The sequence below is a fragment of the Stieleria bergensis genome (assembly GCA_007745635.1).
In the GTDB taxonomy this organism is placed as follows: Bacteria; Planctomycetota; Planctomycetia; order Pirellulales; family Pirellulaceae; genus Stieleria; species Stieleria bergensis.
The window spans coordinates 4,725,510-4,740,139 of sequence record CP036272.1 but is presented as its reverse complement, the minus strand read 5'-3'; the positions used below and the strand labels follow the sequence as shown (position 1 = coordinate 4,740,139).

The 14,630-nt window shown below is 56.6% G+C and carries 14 protein-coding genes and 1 pseudogene; 7 read left to right on the top strand and 8 right to left on the bottom strand.

Annotated features, from left to right (window positions below; genetic code table 11):
• The 3 genes and pseudogenes from SV7mr_RS16785 to SV7mr_RS16775 all read left to right on the top strand — a co-directional run.
• Positions 1-481, top strand: a pseudogene (locus SV7mr_RS16785) (group II intron reverse transcriptase/maturase); the annotation flags it as partial.
• 56 nt (positions 482-537) lie between these two features.
• Entirely contained in the window at positions 538-852 is a 315-nt protein-coding gene (locus tag SV7mr_RS16780) for a hypothetical protein (protein ID WP_145274713.1), read from the top strand.
• Positions 853-914: 62 nt separating this feature from the next.
• Entirely contained in the window at positions 915-1,634 is a 720-nt protein-coding gene (locus tag SV7mr_RS16775; protein WP_419187502.1) for an outer membrane protein, read from the top strand.
• Between the two features lie 141 nt (positions 1,635-1,775).
• On the opposite strand, the gene dnaB is transcribed toward SV7mr_RS16775, so the two are convergent.
• Both dnaB and SV7mr_RS16765 read right to left on the bottom strand, forming a co-directional pair.
• Positions 1,776-3,227 (bottom strand): replicative DNA helicase, encoded by a 1,452-nt coding sequence (gene dnaB / locus SV7mr_RS16770; RefSeq protein WP_145274707.1) that lies wholly within the window; start codon positions 3,225-3,227, stop codon positions 1,776-1,778.
• A gap of 312 nt (positions 3,228-3,539) precedes the next feature.
• Positions 3,540-5,423, bottom strand: a complete 1,884-nt coding sequence (locus SV7mr_RS16765; protein ID WP_145274678.1) for a DnaA ATPase domain-containing protein — start codon at positions 5,421-5,423, stop codon at positions 3,540-3,542.
• 778 nt (positions 5,424-6,201) lie between these two features.
• Here SV7mr_RS16765 and SV7mr_RS25515 point away from each other — a divergent pair.
• Positions 6,202-6,339, top strand: coding sequence for a hypothetical protein (locus tag SV7mr_RS25515; RefSeq protein WP_419187501.1), 138 nt, complete (start codon positions 6,202-6,204; stop codon positions 6,337-6,339).
• Positions 6,340-6,344: 5 nt separating this feature from the next.
• Here SV7mr_RS25515 and ndk read toward each other — a convergent pair whose 3' ends face one another.
• A complete protein-coding gene (gene ndk, locus SV7mr_RS16760) occupies positions 6,345-6,806 on the bottom strand; it encodes a nucleoside-diphosphate kinase (protein ID WP_145274673.1) in 462 nt (153 codons plus the stop codon).
• 369 nt (positions 6,807-7,175) lie between these two features.
• On the opposite strand from ndk, the gene SV7mr_RS16755 reads away from it, so the two are divergent.
• Positions 7,176-7,946, top strand: coding sequence for a hypothetical protein (locus tag SV7mr_RS16755; protein ID WP_419187500.1), 771 nt, complete (start codon positions 7,176-7,178; stop codon positions 7,944-7,946).
• A 663-nt stretch (positions 7,947-8,609) separates the two neighbouring features.
• Entirely contained in the window at positions 8,610-9,893 is a 1,284-nt protein-coding gene (ltrA, locus tag SV7mr_RS16745; protein WP_419187499.1) for a group II intron reverse transcriptase/maturase, read from the top strand.
• Between the two features lie 156 nt (positions 9,894-10,049).
• Here ltrA and SV7mr_RS16740 read toward each other — a convergent pair whose 3' ends face one another.
• Positions 10,050-11,003 (bottom strand): hypothetical protein, encoded by a 954-nt coding sequence (locus SV7mr_RS16740; RefSeq protein ID WP_419187498.1) that lies wholly within the window; start codon positions 11,001-11,003, stop codon positions 10,050-10,052.
• Between the two features lie 3 nt (positions 11,004-11,006).
• Complete coding sequence (aroH, locus tag SV7mr_RS16735) at positions 11,007-11,435, bottom strand: chorismate mutase (protein ID WP_145274663.1); 429 nt, start codon at positions 11,433-11,435, stop codon at positions 11,007-11,009.
• 298 nt (positions 11,436-11,733) lie between these two features.
• Between aroH and SV7mr_RS16730 the strand changes: the two genes are divergently transcribed.
• Entirely contained in the window at positions 11,734-11,988 is a 255-nt protein-coding gene (locus tag SV7mr_RS16730) for a hypothetical protein (RefSeq protein ID WP_145274660.1), read from the top strand.
• A gap of 207 nt (positions 11,989-12,195) precedes the next feature.
• Here SV7mr_RS16730 and SV7mr_RS16725 read toward each other — a convergent pair whose 3' ends face one another.
• The 3 genes from SV7mr_RS16725 to SV7mr_RS16715 form a co-directional block, all read right to left on the bottom strand.
• Positions 12,196-12,432: a hypothetical protein gene (locus SV7mr_RS16725; protein WP_145274657.1), complete on the bottom strand. Its 237-nt coding sequence runs from the start codon at positions 12,430-12,432 to the stop codon at positions 12,196-12,198.
• 260 nt (positions 12,433-12,692) lie between these two features.
• Positions 12,693-13,226 (bottom strand): glycine cleavage system protein H, encoded by a 534-nt coding sequence (locus SV7mr_RS16720; RefSeq protein WP_145274654.1) that lies wholly within the window; start codon positions 13,224-13,226, stop codon positions 12,693-12,695.
• The gene (locus SV7mr_RS16715; RefSeq protein ID WP_145274651.1) at positions 13,210-14,526 is read right to left on the bottom strand and encodes a coproporphyrinogen-III oxidase family protein; all 1,317 of its coding nucleotides are present in this window, start codon (positions 14,524-14,526) and stop codon (positions 13,210-13,212) included. Before SV7mr_RS16715 ends, SV7mr_RS16720 begins: the two co-directional genes overlap by 17 nt.
• Between the last annotated feature and the right edge of the window lie 104 nt (positions 14,527-14,630).

Genomic DNA, 14,630 nt, shown 5'->3' with positions numbered 1-14,630 from the left:
TCGCTTGCTCGAGTTTGGTCGTTATGCGATCGAGCGTCGATCTGAGCGAGGAGACGGTCGACCGGAGACGTTCGATTTTCTCGGTTTCACGCACCGCTGTGATACCAGCCCAAAGACGGGGTGGTTCATGATTCGCCGCGAGACGATCGCGAGCCGAATGGCTCGTACCCTCTCGGCAATCAAGGCGGAGCTTCATCGTCGGCGACACCAGTCAGTCGGCCAACAAGGTCGGTGGCTGGGTAGTGTGGTCCGCGGCTGGCTGGCCTACTATGCCGTCCCAGGCAATGTGAGCCGCCTACGTCGATTTCGGGACGAGGTTAGCCGTCTATGGTTGCGTACGCTTCGTCGTCGCAGCCAACGCCATCGCTGGCCTTGGCCTCGCATGAAACGGTTGCTGCTGACCTACCTCCCTCACGCCAAGGTACGCCACCCGTATCCAGATCAACGATTTCGCGCCCGAATCAAGGCAGGAGCCGTATGAGACAACACTCAAGTACGGATCTGTGCGGGGGGCGGCCGGAAACGGCCGTTCCTACCGTGACTGAAGTGGTTGGCAACGCCAACCACAGGCAGTCACAACGAAACCCTCCCCGGCCGGCCATTGAGGTCATCAATGCCGCCGCCTTGCAACTCTGTAAATTCATCAGCGCGCCACCACTGCAAACCGGCCGACGGAGGGTGTTGTTGAAAGAACCGTTGCCTGCACTCTCCCGCTTGCGGGAGCGTTTTGATGACAACACCGCCGCGAACGCCAAGGCGGCTGATGCGGTTATAACGATTAACACAGAGGATGCGTTCTGGGAAAAAATTGGTGAGGGCAGTCCCTCATTCTGGTCGATGGAGACCCCGTAACGCTGTTCGGTGAGGGTTTACCGACAGCAATGGATGGGTCGTTGTTTCCATGGATTGGTTTGATGAACGCTTTGCTTCGTTGTTTCAGTGTGGTTGTTCTGTTAGCAGCAACCATTTCAAGCGTCTCTGCCAAGCAACCGCGGTTCTATCTCGGCGGGACCTTGGGAACCAGTGAGTTGTCGTTTCGCGGCACCAGCGAGTTCTTTGTCGAGGAGTTCGAGTTTGATGAACGCGATGAGCAGTCAGTGTTCAACGACGACGAGGGCAGCGCCTCGGAGCGACGTGTCTCCGACGATTTCGCCACCGGCAGTGTTCTGTTTGGTGTGGAGCAACCACTGGGGCAGTATGAATTGCGTTGCGAATCGCAGTTCCTGTTCAGCGAAGACGTGAATCTGTTTGGCGGTCAGGAGCGTATGGGGCCTGCCGTGGTTCTGGAGGATCGTTGTGCCTGGTACGGCAACCTTTGGCTTGATCGATCGATCGCCGAGAACGTTCAGCTGTATGCTGGCGGAGGATTGGGAGCCAGTTCGTTCGATGTCTACTCAGACTTCAGCGAATCCACCTTTGAGGAAACCGCGTTTGCGTGGCAATATGGCGTTGGTTTCATTGTGGTTGTCGCGCCAAGAGTTGAGATGGACTTTGGTTACCGTCGCCTTGACCTCGGTGATTACCAGTTCACTGAGGAGTATGGATTCGGTGACGGAGGCACTGAGACGGTCGTCTCAACCGGCCATCAAGCTGCGGATCAGTTTTCGATCACGCTGCGAGTGTTCACTCGTTAAGCGACGATTCGAACTTGGCCCCTGTGGCAGCTTGGCCCCTGTGGCAGCCGGGCCCCTGTGGTAGCTTGGCCCCTGTGGTAGCTTGGCCCCTGTGGTAGCTTGGCCCCTGTGGTAGCCGGGCCCGTGTGGCAGCCTGGCGGACTAGAATCCACCGGGTGACGTGAATTCGGCGTAATCGCTGAACTCGTCATGATGCTCGGGGGCTCGGCTTGAGAACCGTGTGTAGTCGGATTCCCAAGTCAGTTGCACATCGCCAACCGGACCGTTCCGCTGTTTGGCGATGATGATTTCCGCTTGACCGGCGTACTGTGCTCGGTCTTCGCCGCGATGGTAATATTCCTCGCGGTGGACAAACATAACAACATCAGCATCCTGCTCGATTGCTCCGGATTCACGCAGGTGGCTCATTTTCGGGCGGTGATCTTTGCCTTCTTCGGCTTGGCGGTTTAGCTGTGACAAACACAGCATGGGGACTTCTAATTCCCGCGCCATCCCTTTTAAACGCCGTGCAATCTTGGCCACTTGTTCCTGACGCGGATCGCGAGAGTTGTCCGGTTCGATCAGTTGCAAGTAATCCACAACGATCAAGCCCAGGTTATCGTTGCGGCGTTTGATTCGTCGCGCGGTGGCCGCAATCTCGCTGACCGTTCGGCTGGGGGAGTCGTCGACGAAGAACGGTGCGCTGCTGATTTCGTTGGCTTTTTCCAGCAACCGCTTTTGATCATCCGCGCTGATGGTGCCGTTACGCAAGCGGTGGCCGTTCACGCGTGCCAAGGAGCAGAGCATCCGGTCGGCAAGTTCGATTGCTGACATTTCCAGACTGACAAACAGGACCGGCTGGCGGCCTTCAATGGCGCCGTGTTCAGCGATGTTCATTGCCAGAGCTGTTTTGCCCATCGAGGGACGAGCCGCCAAAATAATCAATTCACCGTTGTGCAGACCGCCGGTCATGGTGTCAAAGTCGCTGAGCCCCGTTTCGCAGGTGCCGTCGGTGACTTCACCACGTAGGCGAGCTTCCATGCGGTCCATCGCTGCGTGCAGGACGTCTTCCATGTTGTGCAGCGAGTTTGATGAGCGCCCATCCATGATCGAGAAAACGCGTTGCTCGGCCTGAGCGACCAATTCACGGGCCTCGCTGTTTTGTTCGTAGGCATCGCGAAGAATGTCTGTGCTGGCGTTGATCAGATTTCGGTACACCGCCTTCTCGCTGACGATCCCGGCGTAATAGACTGCGTGGGCGGCGTTGGGGACTGCGGCAGAGAGCTTTGCCAAATAGGCGGCACCGCCCATCTTTTCAAACTCATCGGATTTCTTCAGACGCGAGACCAACAACGTGACATCAATCTTGTCCCCCGAGTCTGCCATCTCGCGCAGATGCTTATACAAGATCCGGTTGGCATCGTCGTAAAAGTCCTCGCTCTTGAGCGAGGCTAAATCATCACAGACGCTGGGCAGGATCAGAATGCTGCCCAAGACTCCCATTTCGGCTTCTAAGTCAAAGGGCGGCTGACGTTGCAGGATCTCTGCTGCCGACGCTTCGGGTTTCTTCTTTTTTCCTTTGCGTTCAAAGCCGTTGAAGTCGTCTGCGGCCATAACCGATCCTTGGTTGAAACTCGAAAGCTTGGTTGAAGCTTGAAAGCTTGGATGAAACGATAAAGTGAACGAAAGCAGGAATCCGCGTGGCAAGCAGCGTTCGCAAACGAGCCGGGTTTGCCATGGAATTCAAACAAGGCAGCTGATTCAAATAAACCCGTCAAGCGGCTTTCTGGCAACGCCGTCGAACGGGTGCGATCATCGGCAGGCGAGACCATGGGCCACCGGGCGCTACCATCGGCAGTGTTTAGTTTCGCGATGCTGCCAGGACGATTCAAGCAGTTGCCCGGAAGATTGTGGCAAATTATCTGATCAGCCGGACTTCAACAGGGATTCGATTTGGCGCAGAGCTTCGGCAGCACTGACGGCAGCTTGTCCGCGACCGACGGCCTGACCTTGTTGGAGCCATTGGCGGACCCGTTGGTGGGCCAGGATCGCCGTGCTGTGACTGCGACCACCAAAGTGACCGCCAATTTCACTGTAGGCACTGCTGGTCAATTCGCGTGACAAGTACATCGCCAACATGCGAGGTTCGGTCACGGTCTTGGTTTGCTTGCTGGATTGCAAGGTTCCCGGTTCGAGATGGAATTTGCGTTCGACTTGTCGCTCGATCGCCGCCAGTGTGATGGTCACACCACGCGATTGCAGTAAATGTGAGCCGTGCTGACGAATCTGATCCATCGTCGGCATTGCACCGTGCATGCGTTGCAGGACGGAAACCAAGTTAACCACTCCGCTAACCAGTCGTCCATCACCACCTAAGGATTCAGCAATCTCTTGCAGGATCGGTTTGGGCCACGCATACAAGCATTTCTCTTTCGAGCATCGTTGCAGCAGCGTTGCTCGTGTGGCAACATCCAAGGGCTCTAAATGACAGACCAGACCAGACGCTAAACGCCCGGAGAGTTCTCCACCCAAACCATTGATGTCGCCGGGCGACTGCGTCCCAGCAAAGACGATGGGCTTGCCTGCATCAGACATCGCTTGCATCGTGTGGTGCATCTCGCGGATCGTGGCTTTCTTTTCAACCAGGAACTGCACATCATCAATCAGCAAGGCGTCGCAGTCACGAAAGCGATTGCGAAAGTTCGGCAGGCCGTTGGTCTGTAAAGCGCGCAAGAACGAATTGGTAAACTCTTCGGCCGACATCACAATCACTCGCGACATGCGATGATGGCGACGCAAGCGACTCGCGATCGCGGCCAGCATGTGCGACTTGCCACAGCCAGCGGGCCCCCACAGGACCAGTGGCGATGCTAAGGTCGGTCGTTCCAAGACCATTGTGCAAGCTGTCCGCGCCATCTCGTTGCACTTGCCAGCAATGAAACGGCTCCAGGGATCGTCCGGCTTGTTCTCGCCGCTACCCTTTGTGGCTGTTGGCGGAGTTGTATTGCCCTGTCCCAGTTGAGTGCCGGTTGATTTGCTGGCGGCTTGGCGGCTAGCGGACGGCTGGTGCTGAGCTTGGTACTGAGGCTGCGGCTTGGTGTCGGTTGCTTGGCGCTGGTGTTTCTGAGGTGATCCGGAGCCGTGTTCGAGCACGTCACCGAGCGACTGAATGGCTGAGGAGGCGTTCCCACGGGGTGACTTGCGACTTGACCTGCGAGGCTGACGCTTGGCTGGACTGGTATTGGCTGGAGCTGCTTGGGCGTTCGATCGGGGTGCCGCTGGGGCGGTCTCTGGCACAGAGAGCGCTGGAGCTGGTACGCGTTCCGTGGCCGCTGTCTGAGCTGTAGCCCCTGTCTGAGCTGTAGCCGCTGTCTGATCAATGTCTGCTGTCTGATCAATGTCAAAGGGCAGTTCGTTCTGTTTGCTGGCAGGTTGAACGCGCACGACGACCCTTGTCGGACGGCCCAAGGTGGCCGCGGCGGCGGCACGCAATGGTTGGCCAAAATCTTTGGTCAAGCGATCGGCGGCAAACTGCCCCGGCGCGATGGCAACCAACTGAAGTTCGTTGCCTGCATCCTGATTCGAGTCTGTTCCAGAGTCCGTGGTTGTGTTCTGCTGGTCATTCTGCTCGCCACCGTTTTCCAAGAGAAAGCGAATACCACCAAACCAAACTTGGTACCGCTCTTCTCCGACACGCTGCCGAATTGCCTCCTTGAAGGTAACGACGGCATCCTGCTCGTCGTGTTCGTTGTTGCAGCCGTGCTGGGATGTCATACCGGAAGCCCAATCCTCCATCATGGATCGTTGCATGTTTCATGTTGTTGTTCCCGGTCTTTCCCAAAACTTGATGCAGCAGCAAGGTGCAGGAAAAGGCGATCGGGGCAATTGATACGGGCGATTAGCTTAGATAAGGCGTCGTCAGGATTACAGGTGGTGTGACCAACTGACTCCTTCAGCAAATCGGGGATGCTAATCGCTGGGGTGACCTGAGGAGGAGCTGGCGATCGGGGTGATCCGACGCCCCGCTGGCAATTCGTTTTGGCGTCGTTCTGACGTGAGCGAAACGATGCACAAACGGTGTGGCGAAAGAGCCTTGTCGTCATCAGGTGGGCCAGATTCTATGTTTGCTAGCATTTAAGTCAAACCGGTTCGGGCGATGCGAAAGTTTGATTTAGATTTTGCTCCCCGGCAGGCTGTGTTCAGGCGACAAATTCGGGAGAGTTCGCCATCGGTCAACGCTTCTTGGCGTTGGCTCGCCAGGGGGCGTTTTTCAAAAATGCACCTGTGGATAACGTGTTGGTCACTGCTATCGTCTTGGAGGCATCTTTCAAGGGTGTCTGTAAGTCCTTGTATCCATGGTGTTTGCGTCGGAATCACGGCGTCGCAGCAGGTGGTGGACGCCAGGTGCGGCTAGCCACGGTCCGTGGGTGAGCCCAGCGTTGCTTGTCGGCTGGCAGCGACCAGTAGGCGCAATGTCGACGCGCCACCACGCAGGGCTGATGCAAACAGGCCGGTGGGGGCTTTCGGAGACGGGCCGGTGGGGCTGCGCCGCGAGTCCGCAGCACCACGGGGCGGGAAAGGCCCCAGAATGGCAACTCATCCGCGTTTGATGAGTCGCCAGATTGACAACGCCGCGCAGCGGGCAGCAGAGCCTTGGGCGGCCCAGTTGACACTGGCCGAGGGCCACGATCGAGGGTCGCTGCGCGCTGCGTTGATCAACGTGTGACGACCTTAGGCTTCGTCAGCAGCGTGCATGAACGGAGTCAGCACGGGTTGGTAGTGGCAGATTTCCGAATCGTCGAAGTACAGCTCCAGCTCGCGTTTGGCGGCTTCGGGGCCGTCGCTGGCATGGACCAGGTTCATTTGTCGGCTGCTGCTGTAGTCACCGCGGATGGTTCCCGCAGCGGCTGCCAGGCCACTGGTGGCACCAAGCATGTCTCGGACGACTTTGATGACGTCCAAGCCTTCGATGGCCAGGGCGACGATGGGCGCTGCCGTGATAAAGGCTTCCAGTGAAGGGTAAAACGGCTTTTCGACGTGTTCTGCGTAATGCTGCTTTGCCAAGTCAGGAGTGACTTGCAGCATTTTCAGGCCGATGATGTTCAGTCCCTTGTTTTCAAACCGCGAGATGATCTCGCCCATCAAGCGACGTTGAACCGTGTCGGGTTTTAACAGAACTAAAGTGCGTTGCATGAGTTTTCTCTAGACGAATAACAGTGTGGATCGAGCGGCTGGCGGTCAGTCAGCGACGGGCCAGTCCGCCATTGAGGTTTCGAGGGGGATTATCGGGAGTCTGGGCGACGGCGCAAAGGCTGAAACCGGCGAGTTCTGCAGCGCCTCAAAGCTGCGGTGATTGGGCCTAACAAATGTGGCACCCTGCGAACTTCCAGCCAATCCGCCTCGCCGCATTCCCCCAAACCCCTTGAGGCTGATAAATTGGGTGGCGATAGCTCCATGCTTGTTGTGCTGATCAGGGTGTCGCAGCCCAGCATGCGTCTCCTGTAACATGCTTATAATGGTGCTCTCCAATCTGCTTTCCAGCAAAGGACTCAAGGTAAAACGATGACCAGCGAAGAAAACAACAGCAATGAAGACAGCGGCAATGACGGTGGTGGCCGAGAAAGGAAGTCCTCTTCCGGATCGAAAAAGCCCCATCGAATTCTATTGGTGCCGTATCCAAAATTTGTCTTCATGTACCCAACGCTGATTGTTTCCTGTGTCTGCTGGTTGGTGCTTTGGGTCGGTGGCTTCAAAACTGCCAATCCCGAAGAAGACATTTTGCCTGTGGTGATGACACAGATTTTTTTGGCCGTGTCGATGGCGAACTTGTTTGTCTTGGTCTTTGATTTTCCCCGCGCCACCTCGCTAACGTTGATCTTTTTAGTGACGACAGCGGCACTGGGGATCTGGTTAACGGTGACGTTCCAGCCGGACCTGATTCCTGCCTTCGTTGGGTTTATCACCAGCCTGCGTCCGGTGGCCAATGCGAACTTCTTTATGTGCACCTTTCTAGGGATGCTCGTGATGTACATCGCGATTTTCATCAGTACGAAGTTCAACTACTGGGAACTGTCCAACAATGAACTGTTGCATCACCACGGCATGTTGAGCGACTTGAAGCGTTATCCCGCGCCGAACCTGCGTGTGGACAAAGAGATCAATGACGTTTTTGAATACATCTTGCTTGGCTCTGGTCGTTTGATTTTGCATCCTACAACTGAGAAGCGTGCGATTGTGCTGGACAATATTCTATGGGTCAGCAAACGCGAGCAAGAGATGACCAAGATGCTAGGCTCCATCAAGGTCAAGATCGGTGACGATAGCGGCAGCTGATGGCAAAACAGTAGGGTGCCGTGCTTGCGCGCAGCAATAAACTTCACTCTCCCGCTTGCGGGAGAGTCGAGCGTCAGCGAGGTGAGGGGAGTGCCGGGATAAAACCGGATTGAGATAGGGAATGAAAGTGTCCTACGTAGAAAGTCTAGCCAACTGCTATGGCCTCCATCGGAGGTGCAGAGAGGGTAACCGATCTGTGCTGAGCGTCCGACAAGGGGGGAAACGCAGGCCAGCTATTGAGCTCCGAAATCTGAACTTCCGTGTGCCGACCCGGTCCCTCTATGGGGAAGGCAACACCGATGGGTTCGTCATTAGGCGAGAACCCATCGGACACGGCGGAGTCACGAGAACCTGCGCATGCGTGGAAATCTCAATCGCGAGAACCGGGAGATCCGATCGGCCACTGGCAAGTATCCAGTGCGGGCAGCGAACCGTCCAGCGGGAAAGGCTGCCATGAACGCTGATCGGAAGTCGGATGAGTCCATAGTACTGCCGACACAGGCGAACAACGCCGGAACTGAACCGGCCGCGGAGTCTGTCGAGGAAAGGGACTCAGCCAAGATGAGCACCTCGCAGCACGATCGACCCCGAACTTCGAGTCGGACCAAGCGTCGTTCTCGCGGGCTGCTGGGTGTGCGCGAAACAGCGCGGGACTGTCCTGCGTTGAAGTTCGAGAACCTGTTGCATCACATCAACGTTCCCCTGCTGCACGAGGCCTTCGATGATTTGAAGAAATCTGCCGCAGCGGGCATCGACGAGGTGACTTGGCAGCAGTACGAGCAAGACCGAGAAGCCTCGATTGAGGCTCTACACGGTCGTATTCACCGGGGTGCCTACCGAGCGAAGCCCTCCAAGAGAATCTACATTCCCAAAGCCGATGGCCGGCAACGTCCGATCGGCATCACGGCCCTGGAGGACAAGATTGTCCAAAAGGCAACCGGGTGGGTCATGCAGTGCATCTACGAACAGGATTTTCTCGGATTCAGTTATGGTGGCCGTCCTGGTCGCGGCGCTCACGATGCACTCGATGCGTTGTGTGTCGGTGTGAGCAGCAAAAAGGTGAACTGGATTCTGGACGCCGATGTGAAAGGCTTCTTTGACAACGTGGACCACCAATGGCTCATGAAGTTCATCGAGCATCGCATTAGCGACAAACGGATTCTCCGTCTGATCGGAAAATGGCTTCGAGCCGGTGTCAGCGAAGACGGTGAGTGGTCCAAGACGACGGTGGGGACTCCGCAAGGAGCGGTGATCTCGCCGCTGCTTGCGAACATCTATCTTCACTATGTGTTGGACTTGTGGATCGACCACTGGCGAAGACAGCGCGGCCGCAAGGACGTCGTTGTGGTTCGGTACGTCGACGATTTTGTGATTGGGTTTGAGAGCAAAGCTGATGCTGAAATGTGCCTGGAAGCACTCCGGGAACGTTTCGGTAAGTTCGGCCTTGAGCTTCATCCCGAAAAGACTCGCTTGCTCGAGTTTGGTCGTTATGCGATCGAGCGTCGATCTGAGCGAGGAGACGGTCGACCGGACACGTTCGATTTTCTCGGTTTCACGCACCGCTGTGATACCAGCCCAAAGACGGGGTGGTTCATGATTCGCCGCGAGACGATCGCGAGCCGGATGGCTCGTACCCTCTCGGCAATCAAGGCGGAGCTTCGTCGTCGGCGACACCAGTCAGTCGGCCAACAAGGTCGGTGGCTGGGTAGTGTGGTCCGCGGCTGGCTGGCCTACTATGCCGTCCCAGGCAATGTGAGCCGCCTACGTCGATTTCGAGACGAGGTTAGCCGACTATGGTTGCGTACGCTTTGTCGTCGCAGCCAACGGCATCGCTGGCCTTGGCCTCGCATGAAACGGTTGCTGCTGACCTACCTCCCTCACGCCAAGGTACGCCACCCGTATCCAGATCAACGATTTCGCGCCCGAATCAAGGCAGGAGCCGTATGAGACAACACTCAAGTACGGATCTGTGCGGGGGGCGGCCGGAAACGGCCGTTCCTACCGTGACTGAAGTGGTTGGCAACGCCAACCGCAGGCAGTGACAACGAAACCCTCCCCGGCCGGCCCTTCGGTATGCGGGAGGGGGTTGCTGATGGGGCTTGTTTAGTGCGATGTGCGAAGGTTTTGCAGCGCGATCGGCATCGGCGTCGACTTGTTCTCTGCCCACCAGTTTTCCACAGCTTGGGCAGCGGCCGGTTCAGCGCGTCGCCATAGGGTGACGGCGGTGGCCACCGGCGGCGGACCCGAGGGGATTAGATCCAATTCTTGTGCCGCGGTGAGAACAACCGGGATGCAGCCCAGGTCCCAAGCGAGGCGGGACTGTTGGAACGTGCCTGACCCAAAGTCTTCCGGGTCCGTGGCGTCTTGGACGGGGGTGGGGTTGAAGGACAGGTTCTCGCGGGTCTGGCTCAAGTGCCGCCCCACCGCGACTCGCAGCACCCAGTAGACCAGACGCAATAGTTCGCTAACCTGTGGATTGACATCGGTCAGCATGGCCTCCATCCAGACTCGGCGTTTGCCCGAATCGAAACCGCCATCACCGCCGCGGATCGGTTGCAGCAACAAGCACTTCACCGCCGTCGGCCACCAGTCTTTGGGTGGCTGGCCTTGCCAAATCACTTTGGCGGATTGGATCAGCAGTCCCGGGCCGTAGGTCATCCAGCGGTCTTTCAGCGGTGACGATCGCAATTCAAGCTGTTGGGGCAGCTTGGGAAAGCGATCTTGGAACGCCAAGCGGCATTGGTCCAGCAAGCTGGCAATTCCCGCCGCGCTTTGCTCGGCGCTCATTTCACTGCAACCGGCTTTGACCAGTGCCAGTGGGCAGGCTTCGCGAGCGGAAACCCCTTCGGCGACGGTTCCAAAGAGAGCAGACCAAAAGGTCCGCACATCGACCATCGAGGAAACCAGGCGAGTGTTGATCTCACTGGTCGGCCCGCGCATTGCCGATTCGGTCTTGCTGTCGGTGCAGTGAGCTCCGGTGGCAACCACGAAGGCGGCGTGAATGGACGACAAATTCACCGCCGGTTCGAAGCTTAATTTGGGTGGTCGCTCAGCCACGAGTTAGGCATCCTCTGCTAACTGTGACTCAATCCAGCGTTCGAGCTCTTCAAAGTCTACCGGCGGCAGGGTGCTGAGATCAGGACGCAGTTTGACGGCGTCGTGCAGATAGAAGTGTTGGATTTCCGATTGTGTTTTGTCGGTATTCCAATGCAGTAGGACTCGAATGCAGCGTGGGAGGGACCGTTCGACGGTGATCTCATAGCCACACAGCAGCGGCACTTCTAGCCAGCCGAGCTGCCTGGCGGCCAGAGCGGGAAACTCGCTTTGCAGGTCCTTGGTGACAGTGAAGAATGCACTGGCGAGGTCAGCCGTTTCAATTTCATTCTGACGAATCATCAAGGCCAGCAACTGTCGGGTGGCAAGCAGAATTTCATCGCGATCATCTGAACTGACCGTTGTCGCCCCGCGAACGCCTCGGCATGCAGTCATCTGTAGGTCTCCTCTGAAATGCTGGTTTTGATCGGCTGCTGGTGTGCCATGCGGATGGCGTCGTGAATGTGGTGCTTGTTGAGCTGGACCGAGCCCCACCAGATGGCCTGTTGGCGCCGCCCAATGGCGCCCCTAAAACTCAGTTTCCGTAGCCACTACTATAGACGCAACCATGCCGATCCGATAAGCACTTCGGCGGCTTGGTTTTTCAAGTTTGTCGGCGTGTTTGCCCTTGTTGGCCAGCTTGGCTGGATCTGACAGCAAGCGACAGTTCACTTTTCAAGGAATGGAACCCCAGATGTCACAGAATCGATCGGCCCATCAAGATCGGATCATCAAGAACTACTACAAGAATCGCGATGCTATCGGGGTTCAGAAAGCCATGGAGTCAGTCACTGAGCTCTATTTTGCCGAGGGCAAGAAGCGAGAAACGCTTTGGAAGCGGCTGTGCAGCCATTTGGAAAAGGCCGGTTTCTCGGAGGCGCAAATCAAGCACCTTCGCGAGCAAGATGATCCCGCCCTGGTTGCCGAAGCGCTCAATAAATTTGCCTAACGCCGGATAGAAACGGCAATCCGATGGATCGAGCCGGCTGAATTACCCGGCTGAATCGTCAAGAGCGGCGCAGACCAAAGCGACCTCCTGTCGCTTCCTGATGGTCCAGCGCCGAAACAGGCGACGTCCTGTCGCTGTTGGTTTGGCAGCCATGAGGCTGATTGCAGAACGCGGACTGCTTGCCGCGTCGCGTTACCAATCGCTGGCTTAGCGGTTCTTGGCTTCTTCAGCACGAGCGGCCGCCAACGCGGCTGCTTCACGTGAAAGCTTCATTTCTGGTCCCGATGGGAAGTACTGAATGTCATCGGACAAGTAGTCGGGGCTGGGCAGGACTTGGCCGTTGTGAACGGTTTGGCAGCCGGTGCTTCCGGCCAAGATTGCGCCGGCCATCAGAGCGGCAACAGAAAGTTGGCAAATGCGATTGATTTTCATTCGAAGGCTCATGGCTGATTGTCGCTGGGCTTGTTTGGGAAACGAGCCTGCAAGGAGAATGGCTATTGATGACGCTGCGAAGAGAATTGCAGCGCGATCCGTCACATTCCGTATCGGCGGAATAATCGGCAATACTGAGCCAAATCGTCAGAAATGCTAGGAATTGAACCCTGGTAAACAGCAATCTGCCGCGATCAGGCCTGCCAGACCGCAGCACAGAGGCTCACGCTGCCAGCGTCCTGGTCTGAATGGGCGAGGAAGTGCCGCAACGATTACAGATTCGCCTGGCCTTTGATCGTGCGCTGGGCGACGACCCAGGCTTGGTCCAGCAGTTCACGGTAGGATTCCGGGGCCAGCAATCCCGCCACCGCTTCGGCAGTCAGTTCCATGGCGAACAGCCAGCCGGCCTGGTAGGTGTCGGCATTGATCAACGAAGGGTTGTCCAGAACAGCTTGATTGATCTGCGTCAGCGTGCCAGCGGCTGGAGCATACAGATCGCTCTCAGCTTTCTTGCTTTCGATGGAGCCGATCATTTGGCGCTGCTTGATGGTGCTGGGGCAATCGAGCTCCCAGTCCAAAAAGTACACGTCCTGCAGGAGTCGAACCGCGTATTGCGTCAATCCAAATCGCAGCGTGGTTGGGCTTTGCAACGGCTGTTGGTCACTCAGCATGTCGTGCCAAGCTTGATCAGGATCGGCCGGGCGTGCCCACATGTGATTCTTGACATACAGACGGTCGCAGGGAAACGTAGCGTCATAGTCACCCATCGCGAAGGTGAACGAGTCAGCTCTAGGTGTATCGGACATTCTGGTGTTCAGGCTCGAAGAAGGCGGGCAGCATCGCGTCAACGCGCAACAGTCCGTAGCGAGTTAATTCAATGCGGTCTGCTTGGACAGTTGCCCAGCCGTCTTCCTGGTACTTGTCCCACTCGCTCTGCCACTGCTTGATGATGTTGACACCAAACTTGTTTTCGAAATAAGGCACTTCCAAGTAGCCACGTTTGAGCAGCAAAATCATTTCGCGAATCAGACGCTGCTTTTCCGTCGGCACAAAGCCCCGTCCCAGGGGCAGTTTGCCTGATTCGATGCTGCCGAGATACTTTTCTAGATCCGCCAGGTTCTGGTAGTGCACGCCGCTGGCATGTCCGAAACTGGCAATCCCAGTGGCCAGTAAGTCGGCACCGGAAAACAGGTTGTCGCGGTAGGAAAAGTTCACCTTGTTGGGATCCTTGACCACCGTGTAAGCGCTGCTGGTGCTGTAGCCCGCTTTGTGGAATTCATCGAAGGCGTAATCCACCCAGGCCCGTTTGGTTGCCCAGTCAGCGACGGGGCTTTCCTTTTCGTTGGTCAGCATGTCTTTGCTGATGACGGTGTTGAATGGAAGTTCCATTTGATAGATCGTGACGCTCTCGGGTGACATCTCGATCGCGCGCCGAACGTTGTCTTTCCAGTTGTCCCAGGTCTCGCCAACCATCCCGGAAATCAAGTCGATGTTCACGTTGGGAAAGTCCGCCTCAGTGATCCATTCCCAAGCGTTGAAGACCTGTTTGGAAAGGTGGGCTCTGCCATTCTCTTCCAAAATGGCATCCGAAAAGTTCTCAACACCCAGGCTTAACCGAGTCACGCCAAGCTCGTTGCGAAGCGTTTTGACTTTGGTTTCACTAAGGGTTCCGGGTTCACACTCAAAGGTGACTTCTTCAGCGCCGTCCCAGGTGATGTGTTCACGCAATCGACCGGCCAGTTTGGTCAATTGTTTTGGGGACAGGAAGCTGGGCGTGCCGCCACCGAAGTACACAAAGCGAAACGGTCGATCTTTCATGATCGCCAACTCGCTGACCATCGAGATTTCGTTGCACAGCGCATCAACGTAGCGCTGGACTTCTGCAGCGTTGACGTCGGTGAAGACTTTGAAGTAGCAGAACTTGCAACGTTTTCGGCAAAACGGAATGTGTAAGTACAGCCCCAGCGGCGTGGTCTCGACAGGCGGCCCATGCAGTGCTTCTTCAACAGCCTGCAGTGAGTCTTGTTTCCACTGGCTGTAGGGCGGGTAGTTGGAGATGAAGTAACTACCGACTTCGGTTTTTGATTCGCTGGCGGCGGAAGACATAAGCCAAATTAATTTCCGTGAAGTCCGATCGGGATGTTCTCTTGCCAGCACACTGCGGGGCAGAGTCGCTGACAAACTCTATTGTACTGTCTACCGGTGAATCA